The organism is Flavobacterium sp. SH_e, assembly GCF_025717045.1.
Taxonomy (GTDB): Bacteria; Bacteroidota; Bacteroidia; order Flavobacteriales; family Flavobacteriaceae; genus Flavobacterium.
On sequence record NZ_JAOVZN010000006.1, the window covers coordinates 1,097,737 to 1,121,459 of the forward strand.

The following is a 23,723-nucleotide window of genomic DNA, read 5'->3' on the forward strand; positions in this document are numbered from 1 at the left end:
TAAGAAAAATGGCTTAAATGTTATGAATTTAACTATAAGATAAAATCTTACAGAAAAAGCATATTTATGTTAATAATGTTAAAGTTTAAGCAAAAAAGGCCTGAAAATCAGGGTTGTATTTTGCAAGGCGTGATTTTTTTATACTTTTGCGATACCCAAATTTTTTGTTTAACCTAAAGAAATTCAATGATTTACAAAATTTATCCGTTATTTGTGTTTTTGCTATTGTCTTTTGGAAAAGATTCAAAAAACACTGCCGATCTTAAAAAAAATGCTACTGTAAAGACAATTGCAAAAATTGAAAAAGTTACAGTTGATTCCAAAATCGAGAGCGTTTATAATTCATTAAATTCGAACAACTTTAAAATGCCTGAACTTAAAACTTTTTCGGAAGCTTTAAAGGGATTTTATTTGTTGAAAGAAAGAGGAGTGATCAAGAAAAATATCTTAACATTAATTGATTTTAGTTTGTCATCAAACACTAAACGTTTGTGGGTGATTGATTTAACTAGCAATACAATTTTGTTTAATTCACTTGTGGCTCACGGAAGAAATACTGGAGAAGAATTTGCTTCAGCATTTTCAAATCTTAATTCATCATTTAAAAGCAGTTTAGGTTTTTATGCAACTGGTGAAATTTATCAAGGCAAACATGGCGCTTCTTTGCGTTTAGATGGTTTAGAAAATGGCGTAAATGACAATGCTCGCGAAAGAGGCGTTGTAATGCACGGCGCAGACTATGTATCTGAATCTTTCATTAGAGATCATAAAAGATTAGGCAGAAGCCAAGGCTGTCCAGCAGTTCCAGTTGAATTGACAAACGATATTATTCAATTAATAAAAGACAAATCGTGTTTATATATCTATCATCCGTCAAGAAGTTTCTCGATGGAGGAAAGGCTAATTTCGTAATTGAGCATATAAATCCGAATCTAAATTATAAATATCAGCTCTAAAAAGGAGCTGATTTTTTTTGCTCCATGCTGTCCAATACCATTGATATAATGCATATTTTTTAGTGATTTTAAAACTCATGGTTTTCTTGCTGGCAATTATAGTATCAATTCTATCTTGAGGCCAGTTTCCGTCAACATCTAAAATATGCTGTGCAAGTTCCAACGGATTTTCAACACGAACGCATCCAGAACTCATAGAACGATTGTTTCGTACAAAAATATTACGGTGATTGGTGTCGTGCAAATAAACGCTATGATGATTTGGGAATAAAATTTTCATTAAACCTAACGAATTATTATAGCCAGGACTCTGCACATAACGATAATTGTTTGGTTTGTTTTCATTCCATTTAACTGGATCTACTGCGTTTCCAGATGTGTCATAAATGGTGATGTTTTTCTTAGCCAAATAACTTCGATTGCGTTTCATTGCTGGTACAACATCTTCTTTTAAAATTGTCGGAGGAACAGTCCAAGTTGGATTAAAAACGACTGTTTTTAAGAAAGACGTAATAATAGGTGTCTTTCTTTTATTCGTTCCTACAACAACATTTCGAACCAAAGTTGTGTCTTGATTTTCAACTACATTTAAGCTGTAATCAGGGATGTTGATAATGAAATAATTTTCAGCCAATTCAGAAGGATACCATCTCCAGCGTTCCAAATTGACAATAATTTGTTTTTTTCTTCTTTCTTTAGAGTAGTTTAAAGCGCTTATTGTTCCTGCTCCGATAACTCCATCTGCAGCTAAACCATGCCTTTCTTGAAATCTTTTAACCGATTCAAAAGTCCTTTGGTCATAAATCTTAGTAAGACTATCTTTTCCAGTCATATCATTCCAATACAAAAGCCTTTTTTTAATGTTTATTAAAGCAGAATTGGTATCGTTTAGAACAATTTTATCAGCAGATTCAATGGTTTTTATATCGTCATCTGGAAATGTATTGATGATTTCCAGCGCTTTTAGCAACTCTTTGTAAGTTTGTGTTTTCGGCTGAATATTTTCGACAATACTATCTAACTTGTCTCTATTGAAAGCCTTGATCAAAACATTATTTACATCAAATGTCTTTTCATCCAAGTCCCAATTAGTGTAAATTTTTTTAGGATCTAGTTTGCCTTTATATAAATGGCTTAAGTATTTTTCGAAATTATAAGTCAACAAAATATCATAAGTGGCTAAATCTTTATCGTTAAGCTTGCCAATTTTACTTTCAAATTTTTTCAACTGAGAAATTTTGTAATCTTCTGGTTCTAAACCTAATTCACTTGAATTTTCTAATTGAGATAAAACGAATTTTCTTTTTTTAAGATTTCCCCAAACAGTTTGATTTTCTGATGCGATATAAAATTCTTTTAAAGTTTCACTTTTAAAAGTGCTTATTGTGGCAGTGTCTATTTCGACTTTTCTTTCGTCAGTAAGTATAATTTCTGGAACCTTTTTTTTGGCAACAGGAATAGGTTTGGGAATGTCTTTTTTACAGCCAACAAGAATGCATATTACTACTATAGAGTAGAATTTTTTCATATTATAATTTTTTAAACATCAAATAATGTTCGCCAACATCTTTAATATCAAATGCTTCACCTCGGGGTTGGTAATTCATTTTTTGATAAAAGCCTACAGCGGCTGTTCTGGCGTTAAACCAAATCAAATCAACTTGATTATCATTGCAGTAGGTTTCGCAATGTCTAACTAAAGCTTCTCCAAATCCCTTTTTTTGATGGCCTTCTAAAACTGCCATCCCTCGAATTTGGGCTTGATTTTTTTCGGCAAATATAGTGTTGATTTTATCAAATAACGAAATAATTCCTATTAAATCTTCATTTTCAAATAATCCAAAATGATGAGTAGTATCTAAATCATCGCCATCAAATATGCAGCTTTCTATAGGTTTTCCTTTTCTTAAAACGGGTTGACGAACTGCATAAGTCTCTTTTGACGTAATTTCTTTAATTGTGATCATAATTTTTTTTAAAAATATTGCATTTATAACTTTTTAATTTTAAATAAGTTATAAATTAATGTTGTTTTTTATTAATTTTTTTTGCCGAAAAGCTTGTTTTTAACTGAACTTTCTTTCTATATTTGCACAACCAATGCGAAAGTAGCTCAGTTGGTAGAGCTCCAGCCTTCCAAGCTGGTTGTCGCGAGTTCGAGCCTCGTCTTTCGCTCTAGAAAACAAACTTTTTAGTTTTGTTTTTGTGAAAATAAAATTTTTGATTTTTATTTGTTTTTAAAATTAAATTTTTTAAATTTGCACCCGGTTAATGCGAAAGTAGCTCAGTTGGTAGAGCTCCAGCCTTCCAAGCTGGTTGTCGCGAGTTCGAGCCTCGTCTTTCGCTCTTCAAAAGCCTCAAACAATGTTTGAGGCTTTTTTGTTTTTGTTTCTTTTTGAAATCATATAAATGATATAAAAATTTTATTTTTTAAACTTTAGATTTAAATGAGCTTATATGGTTCAAAATTATTTCAAATCACTCAAATCGCTTTCTGTTTCTAATTCCGTTGGATCTTGATTTTGTCTGAACAAACGAGCTTTCAGATTTCCTTTTAAAGTTATTTTGTCCCCTTTAACTTCCAGCCAGCTTCCTTCTCTTAAACCTAAAACCGGAATTGAATTGAATGCATGAAATTCTTTAATTCTTGTTTCGCGTGTTTCTCCCATATGTTTAGATTGCAAATCAGCATCCAGATAATGTGGATTTAAATTGAAAGGAATTAATCCTAAAGTTTGAAAACTTGGAGGGTAAACAATAGGCATGTCGTTTGTAGTTTGCATTGACAAACCGCAAATATTACTTCCAGCGCTTGATCCTAAATAGGGTGTGCCGTTTTTTACAGTTTCAGAAAGCAACTGCATAACGTTGTTTTTATAAAGCTGTGTTACTAGCAAAAATGTGTTTCCTCCGCCAGTAAATATTCCTTCTGCATTTTTTACAGCGTCTTGCGGATTTTCAAATTCATGAATTCCTTTAACATCAATATTAATCGTTGCAAACGCTTCCGCTGCTTTTTGTGTATATTCATCGTGCGAAATTCCACTTGGGCGTGCATAAGGAATAAATAGGATTGTTTTGCAGTTTTTAAAATGCGATTTTAAAGTAGGTAAAAGATATTCTAAATAGTTGCCTCCGTGTAATGTAGAAGTGCTTGCAATAATAACGCTTTTCATGATTTTTTTAACTCAAAATTTTGTTTGTTAAAGGTATTAAAAACTCTCTCTTTTGTCTAAAATTTTATCATTTTAATTAACATATTTTTACCAACTCGTTAATACTTAATTTGGATCATATTAAGATATTTTTACCCTTTTAAGAATATTTTTAATTTATTTCATTTTGTTTCAGAAAATTACTTGTTTTTTAATTGTTTTAGCGGGACAGACTTGTTTGTCTCAAACTCAGGATCGTGCTATTTTAAGTGGTAAAGTAGTTTCGAATACATCAGATTTAGAAGGTATTTATGTGATTAACGCACAAACGGAAGAAACGGTAACAACTGATGCTTCAGGATCTTTTGCAATTTTGGCAAAGCCAAATGATATTCTAGTTTTTTCTTCAATCAGTTTTAAAGAAAAGAGAATTTTGCTGAAACCTGAAGATTTCTCAAACCTTAATTTCATGGTAAATCTTAGTATGGTAATGTATCAATTGCAAGAGGTTGTTGTGAAAAAATACGATAATATTAGTGCCGAAAAATTAGGGATAATCCCAGCAGGCCAAAAAAAATATACTGCTGCAGAAAGAAAATTAGAAACAGCAACAGCTCTTAATGCGACGGCTAATGGAGGTGGTATGGTTGGCGGTTCTATTTCTGCAGATCCTTTGCTGAATTTCTTCTCTGGAAGAACGGCAATGCTTAAAAAAGAAGTTGCAGTCGAAAAGAAAGAATTTTTCATGAAGCTGTTGGAGAATATGTTTAGTATTGATCATTTTATTGACAGATTGAAAATTCCAGCAGAATATGTAAAAGGGTTTGAATATTATGCAATTGAAAATGAAAAATTTACTATTATTTTAAATTCGAAAAATAAAACTTCGACAGAATTTCTTTTAGGGGAATTGGCTGTAAAGTATAAAGAAATAATTGCTAGTGAAAATAAATAAAGTAATATCAAGTATTGTTTTTTTGATTTTTGTTCAACTTAGTTTTGGACAAAAAAGCGATTACAGGCAGTTGGTAGGAAAAGTAATGGAACAGTCCACTCCAATTGAAGGGGTGAATATTGTTAATAATAACACGCAAGCAGCAACTATTTCTGATTCTGATGGTGGTTTTTCGATTGCTGTTAAAGAAGGAGATGTTTTGGTTTTTTCTGCTGTAAATTTAGAACCGCTTAAGCGAAGAATAGCTTCAGAAGATATTTCGCCCAATGTGCTTCTTATTAAAATGACTGCAAAAGAGGTTGAATTAAAAGAAGTGATTGTTAATGAAAACGCTAACATAACTGCTGAGAATTTAGGAATTATTCCATATGGGCAGAAAAAATATACTCCAGCAGAGCGAAAAGTTTATACTGCGACTTCTACTTCTGTGGATAAGCTTTTAAATGCCATTTCGGGGAGAACTGCCATGTTGAAGAAAGAAGTGAATGTAGAGAAAAAGGAAGCTCTTTTTAGAAAGTTGGAATATCTTTTTGAAGAGAATTATTACACGCAAAGATTAAGAATTCCTGTTGATGATATAAAAGGATTTCAATTATTTTGTGTGGATGATGCTGATTTTGCTGTATCTTTGAATACTAAAAACAAAACAATGAGTATGTTTTTAATCACAGATTTAGCAAGAAAATATCTAACAATTCTCGAAAATGAAAAATAAATTAGGAATACTCGTTGTCTGCTTATTTTGTCAAATTGTATTGGGACAAAACGGTTCAAGAAAGCCATTGCACGGTCAGGTTTTAAATGATTTTTTAGCCATAGAAAGTGGTTATGTAATGAATGTTAATGCAAATGTCAGAACATTTATTGGTTCAGGCGGTTTGTTTGATATCATGGCTCGGCCAAAAGATACTTTGCTGTTTTCGGGTTTAGCATTTCAATCAAAAAAAATTGTTTTAACTGAGAAAGACTGCGCTGAAATTTTGTTTAAAATAAAATTGGATTTAGTAAATAATCAGTTAAAAGAGGTTGTTGTTCAAAAAGAATTAAAAGTTAAGGCGCTGGGAGGCGGTTCGCAAGGAATTGTAGATATGCAGTTTGAAGATGATAAACAGTCTACCGCAAAAAACAATGCGATGCTCTCAGATCAAACTATTAAATACGGAATGGACTTTGTTCGTATTTTTAAAGATGTCAAAAAACTATTGAGCAAAAAAGAAGATGTAAAAGAAGAAGAAGTTACAGATATTGCTTTTGTAGAATATGCTAAAGATAATTTTACAAAAGATTTTTATACCAAAACATTGAATCTTAAAGACGACGAAATTGAGCTGTTTTTAATGTATTGTTCAAATGATCCGCATTCAAAACATTTGGTTGATCCTGATCAAAAATTTCAGTTAATAGATTTTATGGTTAACAAGAATAAAGAATTTAAGAAAGCTCCTGCTGTTCAAAAATGAAAAATAAATTAATTTACTGTTTGCTGGCAGTTTTGTTTGTATTGTCTTCAGCATTTACTTTTCATAAATTTTATGTTGGGGTTTTTCAGGTCAATTATGCAGCTGAAAAAAAGATGCTGCAAATTACTTCCCGCATTTTTATTGATGATTTGAATAATGCAATGGAGAAAAAGTATCACAAAAAAGCATTTGTGGGTACAAGCAAAGAAACTCCAGCAGATGTTGAATTATTGAAGAAATACTTGTCGGAACATTTTTTAATTAAAGTAAACGGACAATCGAAAGCTATAACTTTTTTGTCTAAGGAAGTAGAAGCGGGTGACGTTTTGGTTTGTTATTCAAGAATTAAGGATGTTGATAAATTTAAAACACTTGAAATTTCGAACACTATTTTAGTAGATTGGAATGCAGAACAGCAAAACATTACACATATTTCAGCATTTGATACCAAAAGAAGTGTGCTTTTTACAGAATCTTCAAGGAAAGAATTGTTAAAGTATTAGCGAATCCGTAAAATTAGTGTTTTAATTACTATTTTCACGCCCTAAGAAATTACCATTAGATTTTTATGAAAAAACTTTCATTATTATTACTTTTTCCTGCAATGTTAGTCGCGCAGGAGAAAGCAGCAACCACACCTACAAGACAGCAGGGAAAATACGATACCAATAAGTTTAGCCAGATGTACGATTTACTGGCAACTCCAAATATGTTTCGTACAGCTTCTGGAGCACCAGGGCCAGCTTATTACCAACAACAGGCAGATTATAAAATTGATGTTGAATTGGATGATAAAAACTCAAGATTAAGCGGATCTGAAACGATTACATATACTAATAATTCACCAGATAGTTTAGAATATTTATGGGTACAATTGGACCAAAATCAGGCAAAAGCAAATACGCAAACTTCATTAGCAGAAAGTGATAAAATTAGTCAGGTTTTGCCACTTGAAGGATTTTCTTCTAAATATCTGAAAAAAGACTTAGAACGTGGTTTTAACATTGAACAAGTTAAAGATGCTAAAGGAAATGCATTGTCTTACACGATCAACGAAACAATGATGCGCATTAATTTGACTTCGCCATTAAAACCAAAAGAGAAAATTTCATTTTCGATCAAATGGTGGTATAATATCAATAATTATAGAAAAGAAGGTGGTCGTTCAGGATATGAATTATTCGAGAAGGATGGCAACAAATTATATGTAATTGCACAATTCTATCCAAGAATGGCAGTTTATAATGATGTTGAAGGATGGCAAAATATGCAGTTTTGGGGAAGTGGAGAGTTTGCTCTTCCATTCGGAAACTTTGATGTAAATATTACAGTTCCTGCAGATCACGTAATTGATGCTACGGGAGAATTAATGAACAGAAGCGAAGTGTTTACTGCTGAACAAGTAAAAAGATATCAAGATGCTCAAAAATCATTTGATAAACCTGTTGTAATTGTAACACAAGCAGAGGCAGAAGCAGCAGAAAAAGGTTTTTCTGAAAAGAAAAAAACTTGGAAATTCAGTGCTAAAAATGTTCGTGACTTTGGAATTGCTTCTTCAAGAAAATTCATTTACGATGCAATGGCTGTAAAAATTGGAGACAGAACTGTTATGGCAGAATCTGTTTATCCAAAAGAATCAAATCCGCTTTGGGGTGAAACTTCTACAATGGTTGTAGCGCATACTTTAAAAAGTTATTCTGCTCATACTTTTGATTATCCTTATCCAAAAGCAGTTTCAGTTTCAGCAGAAGATCAAGGAATGGAATATCCAATGATTTGCTGGAATTACGGTCGTCCTGATGAAAACGGCGTAACAAGCAAAGAAGTTAAAAACGGAATGATTGGTGTAATTATCCACGAAGTTGGACATACTTTCTTTCCAATGATTGTAAACTCTGACGAGCGCCAATGGACTTGGATGGACGAAGGTTTAAATTCATTCTTGGAGTATTTAGCCGAACAAGAATTAGATTCAAATTTCCCTTCAAGAAGAGGGCCGGCTAAAAACATTGTTCCTTATATGAGCGGTGATCAGAAGTTTTTAGAGCCAATTATGTCAAACTCTGAAACTATTCACCAATTTGGAAATAATGCTTACGGAAAACCAGCTACTGGTCTTAATATTTTGAGAGAAGTGGTTATGGGAAGAGAATTATTCGACCATGCATTTAAAACATATGCAAACAGATGGAAGTTTAAGCATCCAACACCAGAAGATTTCTTTAGAACAATGGAAGATGCTTCTGCAGTAGATTTAGACTGGTTCTGGAGAGGTTGGTTCTACTCAACAGATTTTGTTGATATAGGAATTAAAGATGTAAAACAATATTATGTTTCAGATACTCCAACTACAGATATTAAAGATGTCAAAGTAAGAAAAGGACGTTTTGGATATGAAAAAGGACCTTTTGTTTACTTAGTCGCTGGAGATAATGCAGAAGTAAGCGATTCTAAGAAAAAAGCTTTAAAAGTGCAAGATTTTAAACCTTTAGCGGATTATGTAGATCAGACTTTTACGGCTGAAGAAAAAGCGAGTATTAAATCTCCTAAATATTTCTACGAAGTAGAGTTTAATAAGCCAGGAGGTATGATTATGCCAATTTTAGTTGAGATTACTTATGAAGATGGTTCAAAAGACAGTTACAAATACCCAGCTCAAATCTGGAGAAAAAGTAACGAAACGGCTAAAAAAGTTTACGCTACAACAAAAGCAATTAAGAGTATTCAAATTGACCCGCAATTGCTAACGGCTGATATTGATGTAACCAATAACTCTTGGCCAAAAGTAGAAACAAAGTCAAAATTTGACTAAATAAATTAAAAGCTTATAAAAAGCTCATCAGGTGTATAAATGCTTGATGAGCTTTTTTATTTTAATTAAATGCATTTTCAAGGACTTTTTAAGTTAATTTTAAAACTCTAAGCTGCAAAATTTAATATCTTTGCGACTACAAAATTAAAAGTTATGTTTGGTATAGGAGGAGGAGAATTAGTTTTTATACTGTTTATCGTACTAATGCTTTTTGGTTCAGATAAAGTGCCAGAAATTGCACGTACAATGGGAAAAGCTATGGCTCAATTAAAAAATGCAACCAATGATATTAAAAGCGAAATTCAGAAAGGAGCTGAGGCTAATGGTCTTGATGCGAAATCTCTGAATGATATTACTGGAAATATCAATGCAGAAATTAATAACGCAAAATCGAATTTACTTGGAGATACAGGAAATCTTTTAGGAGATACTGCAAATGAAATCGAAAAAGTAAAAGAAGATATTGACACACTCTCTGGACCTATTAAACGCCAAATGTAATGCTTGAAAAAATACAGGAATTAGATAAAGATCTTTTAATCTTTCTTAACGGATTAGGTTCTGAAACATACGATAAATTATGGCTTATTATTACCAATCAGTTGTATTGGACGCCATTTTTCTTATTGCTATTCTATCTTATTTATAAAAAAATAGGAGGTAAGCAAACCCTGTATTTGTTGCTTTTTATCGCAGTTTTGATTGCTTTTACAGACCAAACCTGTAACTTATTCAAACACACTTTTCAGCGTTTGCGACCATGTAATGATCCTGAAGTTAACTCAATTATCAGAGTTGTGCAGGTTCGACAATCATATAGCTTTTTCTCTGGACATGCTGCTAATACAATGGCGGTTGCGACTTTCTTATTTTTAATTTTAAAGCGCTATTTCAAATATTTCGGATTTATATTTCTGTGGCCTTTAATTTTTGCTTACAGCCGAATTTATTTAGGATTGCATTTTCCAGGTGATATCCTTACAGGATATTTCTTTGGAGCTCTTTTCGGATTTTTGCTTTATTTGGTTTATAGAAAACTGAAACCGCAATATTTTCCAGGATAGTTTTTTAAGATGCTAAGATTCTGAGATACTAAGATACTAAGGATTATATATCAATTGCCTCCAGCTTTAGCTGGAGGTTTTTTTATAGGCAAATAAAAAAGGCTTTAGCCAAATACTCGAAGGAGTTTTGGCTAAAGCCCTTGATCTTAAATTATGTTCCTCCAGCTAAAGCAGGAGGCAATCCAATAGTAAATTTTTAGTTTAAAAACTTAGAACCTCAGTATCTCAGAACCTTAAAATCTAAAAAAATTACAATACCCTCGAAACCGTCAATCCATCACGAATTGGCAATAAAACCGTCTCTACTCTCGGATCATCTTTCAAAAGCTGATTGTATTCTAAAAGTACTTTTGTGCTAACATCATTTGGATGAACTGGTTCTAGTATTTTTCCGCTCCAAAGAACATTATCAGATAAAATGATTCCGCCTCTATTCATTTTTGGAACAATCATTTCCCAGTAATTCAGATAGTTTTCTTTATCGGCATCAATAAAAACCAAATCAAATTTTACATCCAAATTTGGAATGATATTTACGGCTTCGCCCAAATGCTGGAAAATCTGTTTTCCCCAAGGGGAAGCATCAAAATATTTTCGCTGAAAATCGACCAATTCTTCTTTAATATCTATTGTATGCAATTGTCCGTTTTCCTGCATTCCTTCGCATAGGCACAAAGCAGCATAACCTGTATAAGTTCCAATTTCAAGAATATTTACGGGACGAATTAATTTAGATAGCATACTTAAAACGCGACCTTGAAAATGACCGCTAAGCATTCTTGGCAAAAGTATTTTTTGGTACGTTTCTTTATTGAGTTTTGCTAACAATTCTGGTTCGTTTTCAGAATGTTGTTCGATGTAATCTTCTAATTCTTGAGATATAAAATGCATGTTGTAAAATCTAGTAATTTGAATGCAAAAATACAAAAATAATTCGCTTGCAATTTTGCATAAAAAAACCATTCGTTTTGCGAATGGTTTCTGTTTAGATTTTGATGAAATTTATTTTTTCAAAGCTTCATTTACTTCTTTGGCTGTTTTTACAGTTCCGTCTTTAGCAGCTTTAGCAGCATTTTCAACTTTTTCAGCACCTTTTTTAGTGGCATCTTTTACATCTTCAGCTGCTTTTTTAGTAGCTTCTTTTACATCATTTGCAGCTTTTTCTGTAGCATCTTTAGCTTTTGTAGCTGTGGTTTCAGCTTTACTTACTGCGCTGTCTTTTACCTCTTCGATATCAGATGTAAGAGAATCAACTTTGTTGCCAAGAGTTAACTCATCTTCTGCAGGTTTTGGCTCTTTTTTCTCGCATGATTGAACAGCGAATGCTAATAAGGCAATAACAGCTAAACTTAAAATTTGTTTTTTCATAATTTCAATTTTTTTAGGTTGATAAAACTTAAAGGTTAAATGGCTGAAAAATAAAATTACAAATTTTAAAATGATTGAGCTCTTTGTAAGATTATGTTTTCTTTTTAGAGCTAGACAATTCTTGTGCCAAAATTTTGAAATTATGTTGCTGGGCATTAAATTTTTTTAGAAGAAAAAAATTAATTTTTAAACAAACTGAAATTAATTACAATGTCGTCTTTTACTTTAATCAATCCAGCCATTTTTACTGGCGGTTCTAGTTCAATATCAGAGAATTTCAAACTTAGCGTTCCTTGAATTTTATCATCGGTATTATATAATATAAAATCTTTGTATTTCAGAGTTTTATCAGTTATGAAAAAGTTCAGTCGACATTTGTAATTTTTCCCCATTGGTTTTATATCACTTATAGAAACTGTGCTGTTGGGGAATTTTTTCACTTTTACTGTTCCTTGTAAATCTTTCGTCATTATTTTGTTGCCACAATCAAAGTTTGACATTTTAATATCAGTATTAAAAGTGTTTCTCCTAGCTGAGTTTACGTAAACAGTGTCTTTTATATTAAAGGTATTAGAACAATTGTATTTACCAACAGTAGATAGTCCTGTGATCTCTATTTTAATTTTATTTATTGCCACAGCTGTATCTTCTGCAAAAAAAGTGGGTTTAGCACTTCCTAAGAAAAGGAAAATTACTAAACCCATAATTAATATTGAAAATCTTGTTTTCATTTTTTTTATATTAGAATGCAATTGTTGCTTCGAATACTAAACCATTAAATTTACCACCATAAAAGTTGTTTAGATTTCCAGTAGCAGGATCTCCTGTAAATTGCGAGTAATTTTTATAGTTTTGATTAACGTAGTTTAATTTAGCTAAAATGTTTTTAGTCATAAACCAGCCAGCACTTGCTTCAAATTTATCTACAGTAACCTCTTTAGCATCAGCATTAGATAATTTTCCTGATACGGTATTGTATTTTCCTCCGATATAGAATTGTTCTGTTTTTCCAAATCTGTAAATAAGCTCTGAAGCATATTGATTAGCCGTACGTTTGTCGTCAGTACCAGCTTTATCTCCTCCTGAAGCTAATTCGATTGTTCCAAAGAATTCAAGTCCTTTATATTTCACAAAAGGGTTAATCATGTACGTAGTAGCCCAATTTTTGAAATTAGGGTTGAACGTTGCCTCTGGAGTAGATGTTTTACTAAAACTAGTAGCGACATCAGTAGTATTTGTAGAAATAACGTTACCATCAGCATCTGTCTTGGTAATGGTGTTTTTATAAGCGTTATTATTCAATATACCCCAATAACCAAATCCTGATCTATTAGCAGAATAGATGTTTGCGTTGCCAAGATTTGCATTATGATAATATGAACCGGTTAATCTTATTCTTAAATCGTCATTAAGCTGTTTATCGTAACCAAATTTAGCTAAGATTGAAGGGCTATGTGTTGTATTAGTGTTTGGTCCAGTAGTGTAAAAAACTTCTTCATTACTTTGATTTAAATTACCATTTGTAACACCTAACATGCTTACCCATCCACTTCTGTTGTAGTAAACCTCCATACCCATTTCTGTAGTGAAAGAATACATGATGTTGTTTCCAACAAATGCATTTCTGATTGTATTACCATTATCAGAACCTCGAAAGTGAGCATCACCAAAATTGTTCTCCATCTGCCCAATTTTAATTGTAGCATATTTCATTACATCAGCCAAGAAATCTTTTTTGATGAAGTCTAACTTGTCAATTTGTAAGTATCCACCTTTTACATAAGAATCATTGTGGTGTCTTGAAGCTAAATAAACATCTAAATTTACTCTTACTCCATCAAACAATTGAGCACCAATATACATGTCAGCAGCAGGAAGAGTAAAATTGTTCTCAGTATTCATTAAACGATATCCTGTAATTGATCTAGTGGTTGTTCCAGTAGCTGTAGTAGTTGCAGTCGTAATGTTATTAGGTTGGTCGTTAAATGAATTTGTAGCTTGAAAATCCATGTTGAAAGCAGCACCAAGGTCAATACTAAGACCTTTAAATTCTCTAGTGTCTTTTTGTACGTCGAAAACGTTGATACCGTCTTTTCCTCTAGAGATTTGGTTTTGCATGTTTCCAAAGCTTACTTGTGCATTTACAGCAAACGTACTTATTACTGTAATAAATAGGATATAAATCTTCTTCATGGCGGTTATAAATTAAAGTTTAAATTAAATTTTAAGGTTAAGTCTTGACCTGTTTTAATTGTGCCAAGCATTGCAGTTGGCGATTTCATTCCGAATTCTGTAAAAGTGATTTTATTAGATCCTTGCAGATTTAAACCATCTTTTGTTACCGTTGTTTTTGCAGTTGTTTTGTATACTTTGCTAACTCCTGCGATTGTGTAAGTTCCAGTTAACTCCCAAGTAGTTTCGTTTACTTTTTCGGCAGATTTTAGAACGTATTTAATATTTTTATTTTTATCTGTCTTTAAAGTCTCATAAGCTACTTTGTCCATGCTTTTTTTCTCGCTTTTTACAGTTTCTGCTGGTAGTGTTATTGTTAATGCATCGATATCAGTTAATTTTCCGTTAGCAATATTTATTGATGCAGTTCCAGTTCCTGAAGCCGATTTCATTTCCCAGTCGTGAAGTGTTGAAGTTCCCGCAACAGAGAATGTAGATTTGCTGTCTAAATTGTATGATTTTTGTGCAGTAACAATTGTTGTAATTCCGAAGAAAGCTGTTACGAATGCTAAAAATTTTATTGTACTTGTTTTCATGTTTGTCATGTTTTTATTATAAAAAATAAGTTAATAAGTCGGCCAGTTTCTATTTAGTACTAAGAATGTTGTTTTAACTTGTATCAAAGATCCTTCTATAAATCAGTGAAATACATGATAAAAATCATTGTTAAAATTTTATTAAATAAGTATTTAATAACTACAACGTTTTCATTTTTTACAAAATCGATCACTAAAGCAAAAACGGGTATTGAATTTTATTAAGTTTTCAGTTTTTAACATTTGTTTGGAGAAAATAAAAACTTAAAAAGGGTATTTATTTTAACATTAGAAATTGATTTTCTTTAGCTTAAAACAATATTGAAGATCACAGTCAAATCTTTTCCAGCTTTAACAACTCCCAATGCAGCCTTTGGTGGAGTCATTTCAAAATCGCCAAAAGTAATTTGGTTAGAACCTTGCAGCGTGATTGTTCCTTTATTAGTAGTTACTTTTACCTGAGTTTGATATTCTTTACTTACTCCTGCAATAGTGTAAACTCCAGTTAGATTCCAAGTTGATTCATCTATTTTTTCAGCAGATTTCAAAACGTATTCAATGTTTTTATGCGTATCAGTATCCAAAGCTTCATAAGCTACTTTATCCATGCTTTCTTTGTAGCTTTTTAAACTTTCTGCTAATATTGAAATAGATAGACTATGAATGCCAGCCAGTTTAGAATCTTTAACTGTTAGGTTTGCAGTTCCTGTTCCTTCTGTAGATTTCATTACCCAGTCATGTACGGTAGAAGTTCCTGCAACTTCAAAAGTGGAATTTGTATTTACCGTATAATTTCTTTGTGCATTTGCCTGTAATGAAAGTGTTGTGAAAATCACTGTCAGTAAAATTGATTGAATTGTTTTCATTTTGATAAAGTATAGGTTAATCATTTAAATAAGGAAGCTTCAAATTCAGTTAGTGGTTAAAAGAATTACCCGTTATCCTTATTTCTTAGACCAAAATTATCGCGTGCGCGTAGAAAACGAAATGATAAAAATCATGGCTAAAGTTTTATTAAATTGTTATAGTAAAGGATGTGAAGCCTTATTAAAGCTAGGTTTTAGCTTTTGAAGATTAAAAAAATAAAGCATAAGTAATTGCTTATTAGTTTGTTGTGTTTTTTTAGCAATAGAGGAAGTATCGTTTTTTCGATCCAATTCTTATTAGAGAAATAAAGAAAAAAAGGATGGAAAACGCTTTAAGTTGTAGAAAATACTGGAAATAAAATTAACTTTGCAGCATGCAAATGGAGAAAAAAGACATACGCGCCTTATCAAAAGACCAACTTCGCGATTTTTTTGTTGAAAATGGGGATAAAGCTTTCCGCGGAAATCAGGTTTATGAATGGTTATGGAGTAAAGGAGCTCACAGTTTTGAAGATATGACAAATGTGGCAAAAGCTACAAGATCAATGCTTGAAAACAATTTTGTTATCAATCATATCAAGGTTGATACAATGCAGAAAAGTAGTGACGGAACAGTTAAAAATGCCGTTAGGCTTCATGACGGGCTTGTGGTAGAATCTGTTTTAATTCCGACAGAAACTAGAACTACGGCTTGTGTTTCTAGTCAAGTTGGGTGTAGTTTAGATTGTAATTTCTGCGCAACAGCAAGATTGAAACGAATGCGTAATCTAGAGCCAGGCGAAATTTACGATCAGGTTTTAGCTATCGATAAAGAAAGCCGTTTATACTATAATCATCCGCTTTCGAATATTGTTTTCATGGGAATGGGAGAACCTTTAATGAATTATAATAATGTCATTAAAGCAATCGACATGATTACTTCTGAGGAAGGTTTAGGGATGTCTCCAAAACGAATCATGGTTTCTACTTCGGGAATTCCGAAAATGATCAAAAAAATGGCAGATGACGATGTGAAGTTTAAACTGGCGGTTTCTTTGCATTCTGCGATAGACGAAACTCGTGCTCGAATTATGCCTTTCAGTAAAAACTTCCCTTTAAAAGATTTGAGAGAAGCATTAGAATATTGGTACAGAAAAACCAAAAGTAAAATATCTTACGAATATGTAGTTTGGAAAGGAATTAACGATGATAAAGCTTCGGTTGATGCTTTGGTGAAATTCTGTAAATATGTTCCATGCAAAGTCAATTTAATTGAATATAACCCAATTGATGATGGAGAATTCCAGCAAGCTTCAGAAGAATCGATTATGGCATATATAAAAGCATTAGAAAATATTGGAGTTGTAGTGAAAGTGAGAAGAAGCCGAGGAAAAGACATCGACGCCGCTTGCGGACAATTAGCCAATAAAGAAGCAGAATAATATTTGCTAAAAAATACTCCGCGAGTAGTATATGATCGGTTTTAGATGATAAAAAAAGAAGCATTAAAAACGAGAAAATAATTCTTGTTATTAATGCTTCTTTTTTTGGGCAAAAAGGATGCTATTTTTTCAAATCTACTTCTTCTGTAACTCCGTCTTTTGTTACTGTTGCAATTGTATCGCATTCTCCGTTTCCATAATCAATAGTTGCAGTCGCACCATTTTTAGTTATAGAAACAATACCTTTTACCGCAAAACATTTTCTGCATTCGGCATTAAATTCTAAAGGAGTTGTAATTTCTGCCGAAAAAGTATCTCCGTTAGGGAAAGTTGTAGAACCGCTTCCTGTAACAATAAATACATTGTCATCCCAATCGTACCAAGTATCATAACCAGAAGTCATTTCTTTTATCAAAGTTCCTTTTCTGGTATAAACACCGCCATCATCAAAAGTAATCGTTAAATCTATCGAAGCTGTCGAAACAGGGTGAGGTGTTACCAATAAATCAGTTTCTTTAATAGTTCTTACAATACTTTTACTTCCCTGAAGTTTTCTTCCATTATGATAAAATCCTTCAAAAGTGTAGCTTATAGTTTGTGTAGAAGTGCTAAAATCGTTTGAAAAAGAAACAACCATTTTTCCTTTTACTGTATTTCCATTATTTAGAGTACAGCCTTCAACGCCAAAATCTACTGTTTTTGTCCAAGTATTGTTAGTTAAAACCGTAGTAATTGTGGCACAGCTAGGAAGATAATTTTTTATAGGTCCGCCTGGTTTTGAATTTACATTAATCTGAGAGCTAAATTGATCTTCGGCAATATTAGTAACATCTTCTACAGAAGCATCGATTTTAGAGTTGGTTATAATCTCTTCATTTGTAATCGCTGTTCCAGATCCATCATTTGTTTTTTCATCAGAATTACAGCTGACAAAAAAAGACATAGTAATACAAGTGCTAAGTAATAAAAATTTTGTTTTCATAAATAAATAGTTTTGGGTTCTTCTTTTTTAATTAATGAATTCAAATCAGTATTAGTTAGAGCTATTTTTGGTAGTTGTTTTTAGATTAAGACATAATTTTTTTTTAAATCCAACCTTAAAATACACAACGTATTTTTATTAAAAATAGTATATTTGAAGTCTAAATGAATATTACGTCTCAAATAAAACAGCCTATTTTTACCGAGATGGAACTTTTCGAAAAAAAGTTCCATGAGTCGATGACTTCAAAGGTTGCGTTACTAAACCGAATCACTTATTATATCGTAAACCGCAAGGGAAAACAAATGCGTCCGATGTTTGTTTTTCTTACTGCAAAAATGGTTTCTGGCGGTACTGTAAACGAAAGAACCTATCGCGGAGCTTCAGTAATTGAGCTTATTCACACGGCAACTTTGGTACACGATGATGTTGTGGACGACAGTAATCGTCGTCGCGGATTTTTCTCAATCAATGCACTTTGGAAAAATAAAATTGCCGTTTTGGTTGGAGATTATTTATTGTCGAAAGGTTTATTGCTTTCTATTGATAATGGCGATTTTGATTTATTGAGAATTATTTCTGTAGCCGTTCGCGAAATGAGTGAAGGAGAATTACTTCAAATCGAAAAAGCAAGAAGACTTGATATTACCGAAGATGTTTACTACGAAATCATCAGAAAGAAAACGGCAACGCTTATTGCAGCTTGTTGTGCGCTTGGCGCGAAAGCCGTAATCGAAGACGATATTCAGGTAGAAAACATGCGCAAATTCGGAGAATTGATCGGAATGGCTTTTCAAATCAAAGATGATTTATTTGATTATAGCGAAGAAGCCATAGGGAAACCAACAGGAATTGATATTAAAGAGCAAAAAATGACTTTGCCTTTAATTCACGTTTTAAATACTTGTACTCCGCAAGAAAAAAAGTGGCTGATAAACTCCATCAAAAACCACAACAAAGACAAAAAACGCGTCAAGGAAGTTATTGCTTTTGTAAAAGATAATAATGGTTTGGCTTACGCCGAAAACAAAATGGTCGAATTTCAGCAGGAAGCTCTTTCTCTTTTAGACAATTACCCAGACTCTGAGTATAAAGATGCTTTGACTTTGATGGTGAACTACGTTATTGAGAGAAAAAAATAATCTTTCTTAAATTAGATAATCAGAAAACTTGTTAATTAGATAATTGGTTTACTTTGTTGTAAATCAGTTGTGTATTACTATGCGTTGGAATTTGGAATTTAAAAATTTGATTTTTTTTTAAGTTCATGCAACCATTTTAAATCGACAATCGTCTATGCTAATAGAAGTCTGTTTCTAAAACCAAAAACCAAGAGCTTATTAATGAAAATTATTTCGTTACATCAAGAAGAAACCAAAATCATAAAGTTGGCTGTCGAGAACAATCGTCAGGCACAGCAGCAGATTTACGGTAAATATTCTTCGAAAATGTTAAGTGTTTGCCGTCAATATATAAAGGACATTCAATTGGCAGAAGATGTAATGATAACAGCTTTCATGAAAGTGTTTACAAATTTGAAAAACTTTGAACACAAAGGAAGTTTTGAAGGCTGGATCCGCCGAATTATGGTTAACGAATCTATTTCTTATTTAAGAGTTCAGAAAAAAGTAAAATTTGCCGAAGATGAATTTTTTGTTGAAGAAAGCTTTAATGAAATCGACAGCCAATTTACAGTAGAACAGATTCAGTATTTAATTGATGCTTTGCCAGATGGTTATAAAATGGTTTTCAATTTATACGCAATCGAAGGTTACAAACACAATGAAATTGCCAAGATGTTAGGTATTAATGAAGGAACATCGAAATCGCAATTATCGCACGCTAGAAAAATGCTGCAAACACAAATTACTATTTTAAAAAAACAAGATAATGGAACCGAATAATTTTGAAAAGGATTTCCGTGAAAAACTAAACCAACGAGAAATCGAGCCAAGCAACAAAGCCTGGGATCGATTGGATGCAATGTTGAGTGTTGCAGAAGAGAAAAAAACAGAGAAAAAATCAAAAAGAAAATGGCTGTATATCGCAGCAAGTTTTATTGGGTTTTTATTGGTTGGAACGTTGTTTTTCAATCAAAATAAAAATGCAGTTAAAACGCCAGAAGCAGTAGTTGTTGAAAAAGAAACTAAAACTAAAAAAGAATCGGTTACAGAACCTGTTTTAAATACTATTGATTCAGCGAAAACCGAGAATGCAATTGCCGAGAAAACTTCGGAAGAAAAAGTAAATAAAAATGAAAAAATTAGGAATCAAATTTTAAATAGAATCAGTAAAAATGAATCAAATCAAATAGCGGAGTCTTCAATCATCATCAAAAACAATCAAGAAAAACAATCAGTAAACAATCAAACCGTAATCACAGAGAATCCTAAAAAAGAAAATGTTGATCAATTATTGCAAACAGGAGAAAATAAAGTTTTGGCAGAAAGCGGCGTTAAAAAAGCAAAAGTAAAAATCAATGCCAACGATTTATTGAATCAAGTCGACGGCGAGTTAGAGCTTTCATTTAGAGAAAAAGTGATTACTAAAGTAAACAAAAACTTTCAAGAAGTAAAAGTCGCTTTGTCTAATAGAAATCAACAAGAGTAAAGCATTAATAAATAAAATCATCAATCACTAATCAATCATTTTAAAAAATCAATCAATCATGAAAAATATTACCATTTATTTCATTCTTTTCTTTTTCCTTTTGGTAAGTAAAGTAATTGGACAAGAAACCTTTGAATCTGAAACAAAAAGAATCGCTAACAAAATCGAGAAGATTACAAAAGAAGAAAAAGAAGCTTTAAAAGAAGAAGTTGAAGCAGTAAACGTTCAGTTATCTGAAGGAAAAATTACTCAGGAACAGGCTGAAAAACGTAAAAAAGAATTGGCAGAGGCAAGAGCTGTAATTATGGAAGAAAAAATTACTCTGGCTCAAAATGAACTAAACGATTTAGTTCAGAAAAAAGTAGATGGGAAAATAAAAGAAGATTCTGCAAAAATCTACATGATTCGCTGGAAGTCATATAGTCATCATAAAGATTCTATTCGAAGCGAAAAAAGAACTACTTCTCAGTTTGTATTTGCGATGGGTTTAAATAATATGCTGGCAGATGGAAAGCTTCAGGATTCAAATTATAAATTTATGGGATCGCATTTTTACGAATGGGGTTTTACTTATAATTCAAGATTAATGAAAAATGACAATTTGCTTCATGCAAAATACGGGCTTTCATTAATGTATAATAATATACGTCCAACAAATAACAGAAGTTTTGTCGTAGATGGAGAACAGACAAATCTATTAGAAAACCAGATGCATTTGACCGAATCTCGTTTTAGAAATGTGTATTTGGTTGCGCCGGTACATTTAGAGTTTGATTTTACCAGACCCACTGAAAGTAACGGAAAAACGTATTTTAAAACTCATAAAAGTTTCCGTTTTGGTATTGGGGGTTATGCAGGAATCAACGTAAAATCAAAACAGATATTAAAATTTGAAGAAGAAGATTTAAAATATAAAACCACAATAAAAGGCGATTACAATGTAAATAATTTTATTTATGGTCTGAGCTCATATATAGGATATAGAGAACTAAGTTTGTATTGTAAGTATGATTTAAATACATTATTTCAAAATAATCTAGTAAAAGAGAATAACATATCGTTAGGGCTTCGCGTAGATTTAAACTAAAAGTATTGGTCGTTTAGTTAGTGAAAAAAGCATCTCAACAGAGGTGCTTTTTTGATTTAAAATGATTAAAATTCCAACAAGATTTGCGTATTTTTGCTAGCTCTCAACTTTTAAAATTTATACACTTTGATTTCACAAAGCACCATTGACTCTGTTTTTGAAACTGCTCGAGTAGAGGAGGTTATCGGCGATTTTGTCAATTTAAAACGCGCAGGAAGTAATTTTAAAGGTTTGAGTCCATTCTCAGATGAGCGTTCTCCTTCGTTCATGGTTTCTCCAGCGAAAGGAATCTGGAAAGATTTTAGTACAGGAAAAGGTGGAAATTCTGTTAAATTTTTAATGGAACATTCGCAGTTTACCTATCCAGAAGCCATTCGTTATTTAGCCAAAAAATACAATATCGAAATTGAAGAAACGGAACAAACTGAAGCAGAAAAAGCAAATACAGATCTTCGTGAAAGTATGTATTTGGTTTCTGAATTTGCTGCGAAGTATTTTCAAGATGTTTTAATAAATTCTGAAGAAGGAAAAGCGATTGGTTTATCTTATTTTAAAGAAAGAGGATTTACGAATGAAACCATTAAAAAATTCAATTTAGGATATTCTCCAGAAACTTGGGATGCTTTGACGAAAGAAGCCTTGGGGAAAGGTTATAAATTAGAATTTCTAGAAAGTACAGGTTTAACAATTCCGAGAGAAGATAGACCATTTGACCGATTTAAAGGGCGTGTAATGTTTCCGATTCAAAGTATGTCAGGTCGTGTTTTAGGTTTTGGAGGACGTATTTTAACGAATGATAAAAAAGCAGCAAAATATCTGAATTCGCCAGAAAGTGATATTTACCATAAAAGTAAAGTCCTTTACGGAATTTATCATGCTAAACAAGCAATTGCCAAACAAAACAATTGTTATTTGGTGGAAGGTTATACCGATGTAATTCAGTTTAGTCAAGCTGGAATAGAGAATGTTGTAGCTTCTTCTGGAACGGCTTTAACGCCAGATCAGATTCGTTTAATAAATCGTCTGACGCGAAATATAACCGTTCTTTTTGATGGAGATGCAGCTGGTTTAAGAGCTTCTATTCGAGGAATAGATTTGATTTTGGAAGAAGGAATGAATGTAAGAGTTTGTTCTTTTCCTGATGGAGAAGATCCAGACAGTTTTGCTCGAAAAAATTCTCATGACGATTTAGTTGCTTATTTAGAAAATAACAGCAAAGACTTTATACAGTTTAAAGCTTCGATTTTAATGGGCGAAGCTAAAAATGACCCCATAAAAAAAGCCGATTTGATTCGTGATATGGTTGCGAGTATTTCTAAAATACCAGATCGTATTCAGCGTGAAGTCTATATTCAAGAATGTGCTCGAATCATGGATATTTCGGAGCAGGTCCTGACAAGTACTTTGGCTCAGTTAATTCAGAAAGATATAGCGGAAGCCAATAAAAAGCAGAAACAAGAGCAAAAACCTTTTGAAGTTCATAGAAATCAGCCTCCACAAGCAGGTACGTTTTCAGGAGGAGATCCGGAAGATCCAAGAACTGGGCCGCCAGAAGGTTATGATTATCCAGGCGATCCAGGATATTATCCGCAAGAACAAACCCAAAAAGTAGATATTTTATATGGTTTTGAAAGGAAAATTATAGAAATTCTATTATTGTACGGAAGTGTGGTTGAAAATTTTGAAGATGTTTTCTTAAAAGCTGATGAAGAAGGAAATGTAAAAGAGGTTTCTGAAAAACGACAATATAAAGTATTTGAAAAAATTTATTTGAGTCTGCAGGAAGATGAGGTAGAACTCTCAAATACTTTGTTTAAGAATATTTATAATAATATTATTGACTTCTATAACCAAAATGAGACTTTTAGTTTAGATAAATATTTAATGCATTTAGAGCCTGAATTTGCTCAGGAAGTAACTAATATTTTGATGGAAGACGAAAGGTTAACCATTCATAATTGGGAAGGACAGAATATTTTTCCAAAACATAAATCGGAAACTATCGAATTGAATGTTTCAGATACCATTTTCTCAATGCGATGGTATTTGGTTTCTGGAATTATTGCAGAATTGAAAAATTCGCTGTTGAATGATCCGCAGGAAGATAATTCAGAAGTTTTGAGTATGGTTGTCGATTATTCTAAACTACTAAATAATTTTTCGAAGAAATTAGGCCGAGTAGTGGTGCCTTATCACTAAAAAGAAAAAACTCTATCTTT

At 32.3% G+C, this 23,723-nt stretch carries 24 protein-coding genes and 2 tRNA genes; 16 read left to right on the top strand and 10 right to left on the bottom strand.

What is annotated here, in order from left to right; all coding sequences use genetic code 11:
• Positions 1 to 186 precede the first annotated feature (186 nt).
• Positions 187 to 912, top strand: coding sequence for a murein L,D-transpeptidase catalytic domain family protein (locus OD917_RS15625; RefSeq protein WP_263524337.1), 726 nt, complete (start codon positions 187 to 189; stop codon positions 910 to 912).
• On the opposite strand, the gene OD917_RS15630 is transcribed toward OD917_RS15625, so the two are convergent.
• Both OD917_RS15630 and OD917_RS15635 read right to left on the bottom strand, forming a co-directional pair.
• On the bottom strand, positions 901 to 2,484 hold the full coding sequence (locus OD917_RS15630; RefSeq protein ID WP_263524338.1) for a murein L,D-transpeptidase: 1,584 nt from the start codon (positions 2,482 to 2,484) through the stop codon (positions 901 to 903). The genes OD917_RS15625 and OD917_RS15630 overlap by 12 nt on opposite strands.
• A 1-nt stretch (position 2,485) precedes the next feature.
• The gene (locus tag OD917_RS15635; protein WP_263524339.1) at positions 2,486 to 2,923 is read right to left on the bottom strand and encodes a GNAT family N-acetyltransferase; all 438 of its coding nucleotides are present in this window, start codon (positions 2,921 to 2,923) and stop codon (positions 2,486 to 2,488) included.
• A 135-nt stretch (positions 2,924 to 3,058) separates the two neighbouring features.
• On the opposite strand from OD917_RS15635, the gene OD917_RS15640 reads away from it, so the two are divergent.
• Both OD917_RS15640 and OD917_RS15645 read left to right on the top strand, forming a co-directional pair.
• Positions 3,059 to 3,131, top strand: a tRNA-Gly gene (locus OD917_RS15640).
• Positions 3,132 to 3,229: 98 nt separating this feature from the next.
• Positions 3,230 to 3,302: transfer RNA gene (locus OD917_RS15645), tRNA-Gly, on the top strand.
• A 122-nt stretch (positions 3,303 to 3,424) separates the two neighbouring features.
• On the opposite strand, the gene pepE is transcribed toward OD917_RS15645, so the two are convergent.
• The gene (gene pepE / locus OD917_RS15650) at positions 3,425 to 4,132 is read right to left on the bottom strand and encodes a dipeptidase PepE (protein WP_263524340.1); all 708 of its coding nucleotides are present in this window, start codon (positions 4,130 to 4,132) and stop codon (positions 3,425 to 3,427) included.
• 166 nt (positions 4,133 to 4,298) lie between these two features.
• On the opposite strand from pepE, the gene OD917_RS15655 reads away from it, so the two are divergent.
• The 7 genes from OD917_RS15655 to OD917_RS15685 all read left to right on the top strand — a co-directional run bounded on the left by OD917_RS15655 (position 4,299) and on the right by OD917_RS15685 (position 10,402).
• Entirely contained in the window at positions 4,299 to 5,066 is a 768-nt protein-coding gene (locus OD917_RS15655) for a carboxypeptidase-like regulatory domain-containing protein (protein ID WP_263524341.1), read from the top strand.
• On the top strand, positions 5,053 to 5,781 hold the full coding sequence (locus tag OD917_RS15660; protein WP_263524342.1) for a carboxypeptidase-like regulatory domain-containing protein: 729 nt from the start codon (positions 5,053 to 5,055) through the stop codon (positions 5,779 to 5,781). The genes OD917_RS15655 and OD917_RS15660 overlap by 14 nt, the downstream gene beginning before the upstream one ends.
• Positions 5,771 to 6,526 carry a hypothetical protein gene (locus tag OD917_RS15665; RefSeq protein WP_263524343.1) on the top strand — a complete coding sequence of 252 codons (756 nt, stop codon included), beginning with the start codon at positions 5,771 to 5,773 and terminating at the stop codon, positions 6,524 to 6,526. The genes OD917_RS15660 and OD917_RS15665 overlap by 11 nt, the downstream gene beginning before the upstream one ends.
• The gene (locus OD917_RS15670) at positions 6,523 to 7,029 is read left to right on the top strand and encodes a DUF6702 family protein (protein WP_263524344.1); all 507 of its coding nucleotides are present in this window, start codon (positions 6,523 to 6,525) and stop codon (positions 7,027 to 7,029) included. The genes OD917_RS15665 and OD917_RS15670 overlap by 4 nt, the downstream gene beginning before the upstream one ends.
• A gap of 65 nt (positions 7,030 to 7,094) precedes the next feature.
• Complete coding sequence (locus tag OD917_RS15675) at positions 7,095 to 9,338, top strand: M1 family metallopeptidase (RefSeq protein WP_263524345.1); 2,244 nt, start codon at positions 7,095 to 7,097, stop codon at positions 9,336 to 9,338.
• Between the two features lie 153 nt (positions 9,339 to 9,491).
• Positions 9,492 to 9,839 carry a twin-arginine translocase TatA/TatE family subunit gene (locus tag OD917_RS15680; protein ID WP_129746441.1) on the top strand — a complete coding sequence of 116 codons (348 nt, stop codon included), beginning with the start codon at positions 9,492 to 9,494 and terminating at the stop codon, positions 9,837 to 9,839.
• Positions 9,839 to 10,402, top strand: coding sequence for a phosphatase PAP2 family protein (locus OD917_RS15685; protein WP_263524346.1), 564 nt, complete (start codon positions 9,839 to 9,841; stop codon positions 10,400 to 10,402). Before OD917_RS15680 ends, OD917_RS15685 begins: the two co-directional genes overlap by 1 nt.
• A 249-nt stretch (positions 10,403 to 10,651) precedes the next feature.
• Here OD917_RS15685 and OD917_RS15690 read toward each other — a convergent pair whose 3' ends face one another.
• The 6 genes from OD917_RS15690 to OD917_RS15715 all read right to left on the bottom strand — a co-directional run bounded on the left by OD917_RS15690 (position 10,652) and on the right by OD917_RS15715 (position 15,404).
• Positions 10,652 to 11,293 (bottom strand): O-methyltransferase, encoded by a 642-nt coding sequence (locus OD917_RS15690; protein ID WP_263524347.1) that lies wholly within the window; start codon positions 11,291 to 11,293, stop codon positions 10,652 to 10,654.
• Positions 11,294 to 11,404: 111 nt separating this feature from the next.
• On the bottom strand, positions 11,405 to 11,770 hold the full coding sequence (locus OD917_RS15695) for a hypothetical protein (RefSeq protein ID WP_263524348.1): 366 nt from the start codon (positions 11,768 to 11,770) through the stop codon (positions 11,405 to 11,407).
• 179 nt (positions 11,771 to 11,949) lie between these two features.
• The gene (locus tag OD917_RS15700; protein WP_263524349.1) at positions 11,950 to 12,501 is read right to left on the bottom strand and encodes a hypothetical protein; all 552 of its coding nucleotides are present in this window, start codon (positions 12,499 to 12,501) and stop codon (positions 11,950 to 11,952) included.
• A gap of 10 nt (positions 12,502 to 12,511) precedes the next feature.
• Positions 12,512 to 13,963 carry a hypothetical protein gene (locus tag OD917_RS15705; RefSeq protein WP_263524350.1) on the bottom strand — a complete coding sequence of 484 codons (1,452 nt, stop codon included), beginning with the start codon at positions 13,961 to 13,963 and terminating at the stop codon, positions 12,512 to 12,514.
• A 5-nt stretch (positions 13,964 to 13,968) separates the two neighbouring features.
• Positions 13,969 to 14,538 carry a YceI family protein gene (locus OD917_RS15710; RefSeq protein ID WP_263524351.1) on the bottom strand — a complete coding sequence of 190 codons (570 nt, stop codon included), beginning with the start codon at positions 14,536 to 14,538 and terminating at the stop codon, positions 13,969 to 13,971.
• A 305-nt stretch (positions 14,539 to 14,843) separates the two neighbouring features.
• On the bottom strand, positions 14,844 to 15,404 hold the full coding sequence (locus tag OD917_RS15715) for a YceI family protein (protein WP_263524352.1): 561 nt from the start codon (positions 15,402 to 15,404) through the stop codon (positions 14,844 to 14,846).
• A gap of 374 nt (positions 15,405 to 15,778) precedes the next feature.
• Between OD917_RS15715 and rlmN the strand changes: the two genes are divergently transcribed.
• On the top strand, positions 15,779 to 16,825 hold the full coding sequence (gene rlmN, locus OD917_RS15720) for a 23S rRNA (adenine(2503)-C(2))-methyltransferase RlmN (protein ID WP_263524353.1): 1,047 nt from the start codon (positions 15,779 to 15,781) through the stop codon (positions 16,823 to 16,825).
• A 121-nt stretch (positions 16,826 to 16,946) separates the two neighbouring features.
• On the opposite strand, the gene OD917_RS15725 is transcribed toward rlmN, so the two are convergent.
• Complete coding sequence (locus OD917_RS15725; protein WP_263524354.1) at positions 16,947 to 17,807, bottom strand: hypothetical protein; 861 nt, start codon at positions 17,805 to 17,807, stop codon at positions 16,947 to 16,949.
• 164 nt (positions 17,808 to 17,971) lie between these two features.
• Here OD917_RS15725 and OD917_RS15730 point away from each other — a divergent pair, with 164 nt between their 5' ends.
• From OD917_RS15730 to dnaG, 5 genes are all read left to right on the top strand, one after another.
• On the top strand, positions 17,972 to 18,949 hold the full coding sequence (locus tag OD917_RS15730) for a polyprenyl synthetase family protein (protein WP_263524355.1): 978 nt from the start codon (positions 17,972 to 17,974) through the stop codon (positions 18,947 to 18,949).
• A gap of 201 nt (positions 18,950 to 19,150) precedes the next feature.
• Entirely contained in the window at positions 19,151 to 19,711 is a 561-nt protein-coding gene (locus tag OD917_RS15735; RefSeq protein ID WP_263524356.1) for an RNA polymerase sigma factor, read from the top strand.
• On the top strand, positions 19,698 to 20,417 hold the full coding sequence (locus OD917_RS15740) for a hypothetical protein (RefSeq protein ID WP_263524357.1): 720 nt from the start codon (positions 19,698 to 19,700) through the stop codon (positions 20,415 to 20,417). The genes OD917_RS15735 and OD917_RS15740 overlap by 14 nt, the downstream gene beginning before the upstream one ends.
• A gap of 58 nt (positions 20,418 to 20,475) precedes the next feature.
• On the top strand, positions 20,476 to 21,504 hold the full coding sequence (locus tag OD917_RS15745; RefSeq protein ID WP_263524358.1) for a hypothetical protein: 1,029 nt from the start codon (positions 20,476 to 20,478) through the stop codon (positions 21,502 to 21,504).
• A 126-nt stretch (positions 21,505 to 21,630) separates the two neighbouring features.
• Positions 21,631 to 23,703 (top strand): DNA primase, encoded by a 2,073-nt coding sequence (gene dnaG / locus OD917_RS15750; RefSeq protein WP_263524359.1) that lies wholly within the window; start codon positions 21,631 to 21,633, stop codon positions 23,701 to 23,703.
• Positions 23,704 to 23,723: the final 20 nt, after the last annotated feature.

Bases quoted from the DNA above. Each gene is read 5' to 3' on its own strand.
- OD917_RS15715 (WP_263524352.1), bottom strand. From the start codon at position 15,404: ATGAAAACAATTCAATCAATTTTACTGACAGTGATTTTCACAACACTT.
- OD917_RS15695 (WP_263524348.1), bottom strand. From the start codon at position 11,770: ATGAAAAAACAAATTTTAAGTTTAGCTGTTATTGCCTTATTAGCATTC.
- OD917_RS15710 (WP_263524351.1), bottom strand. From the start codon at position 14,538: ATGAAAACAAGTACAATAAAATTTTTAGCATTCGTAACAGCTTTCTTC.
- rlmN (WP_263524353.1), top strand. From the start codon at position 15,779: ATGCAAATGGAGAAAAAAGACATACGCGCCTTATCAAAAGACCAACTT.
- OD917_RS15675 (WP_263524345.1), top strand. From the start codon at position 7,095: ATGAAAAAACTTTCATTATTATTACTTTTTCCTGCAATGTTAGTCGCG.
- OD917_RS15735 (WP_263524356.1), top strand. From the start codon at position 19,151: ATGAAAATTATTTCGTTACATCAAGAAGAAACCAAAATCATAAAGTTG.
- OD917_RS15700 (WP_263524349.1), bottom strand. From the start codon at position 12,501: ATGAAAACAAGATTTTCAATATTAATTATGGGTTTAGTAATTTTCCTT.
- OD917_RS15740 (WP_263524357.1), top strand. From the start codon at position 19,698: ATGGAACCGAATAATTTTGAAAAGGATTTCCGTGAAAAACTAAACCAA.
- OD917_RS15680 (WP_129746441.1), top strand. From the start codon at position 9,492: ATGTTTGGTATAGGAGGAGGAGAATTAGTTTTTATACTGTTTATCGTA.
- OD917_RS15730 (WP_263524355.1), top strand. From the start codon at position 17,972: ATGAATATTACGTCTCAAATAAAACAGCCTATTTTTACCGAGATGGAA.
- OD917_RS15725 (WP_263524354.1), bottom strand. From the start codon at position 17,807: ATGAAAACAAAATTTTTATTACTTAGCACTTGTATTACTATGTCTTTT.
- OD917_RS15685 (WP_263524346.1), top strand. From the start codon at position 9,839: ATGCTTGAAAAAATACAGGAATTAGATAAAGATCTTTTAATCTTTCTT.
- OD917_RS15705 (WP_263524350.1), bottom strand. From the start codon at position 13,963: ATGAAGAAGATTTATATCCTATTTATTACAGTAATAAGTACGTTTGCT.
- OD917_RS15630 (WP_263524338.1), bottom strand. From the start codon at position 2,484: ATGAAAAAATTCTACTCTATAGTAGTAATATGCATTCTTGTTGGCTGT.
- OD917_RS15635 (WP_263524339.1), bottom strand. From the start codon at position 2,923: ATGATCACAATTAAAGAAATTACGTCAAAAGAGACTTATGCAGTTCGT.
- OD917_RS15625 (WP_263524337.1), top strand. From the start codon at position 187: ATGATTTACAAAATTTATCCGTTATTTGTGTTTTTGCTATTGTCTTTT.
- OD917_RS15690 (WP_263524347.1), bottom strand. From the start codon at position 11,293: ATGCATTTTATATCTCAAGAATTAGAAGATTACATCGAACAACATTCT.
- pepE (WP_263524340.1), bottom strand. From the start codon at position 4,132: ATGAAAAGCGTTATTATTGCAAGCACTTCTACATTACACGGAGGCAAC.
- OD917_RS15745 (WP_263524358.1), top strand. From the start codon at position 20,476: ATGAAAAATATTACCATTTATTTCATTCTTTTCTTTTTCCTTTTGGTA.
- OD917_RS15665 (WP_263524343.1), top strand. From the start codon at position 5,771: ATGAAAAATAAATTAGGAATACTCGTTGTCTGCTTATTTTGTCAAATT.
- OD917_RS15670 (WP_263524344.1), top strand. From the start codon at position 6,523: ATGAAAAATAAATTAATTTACTGTTTGCTGGCAGTTTTGTTTGTATTG.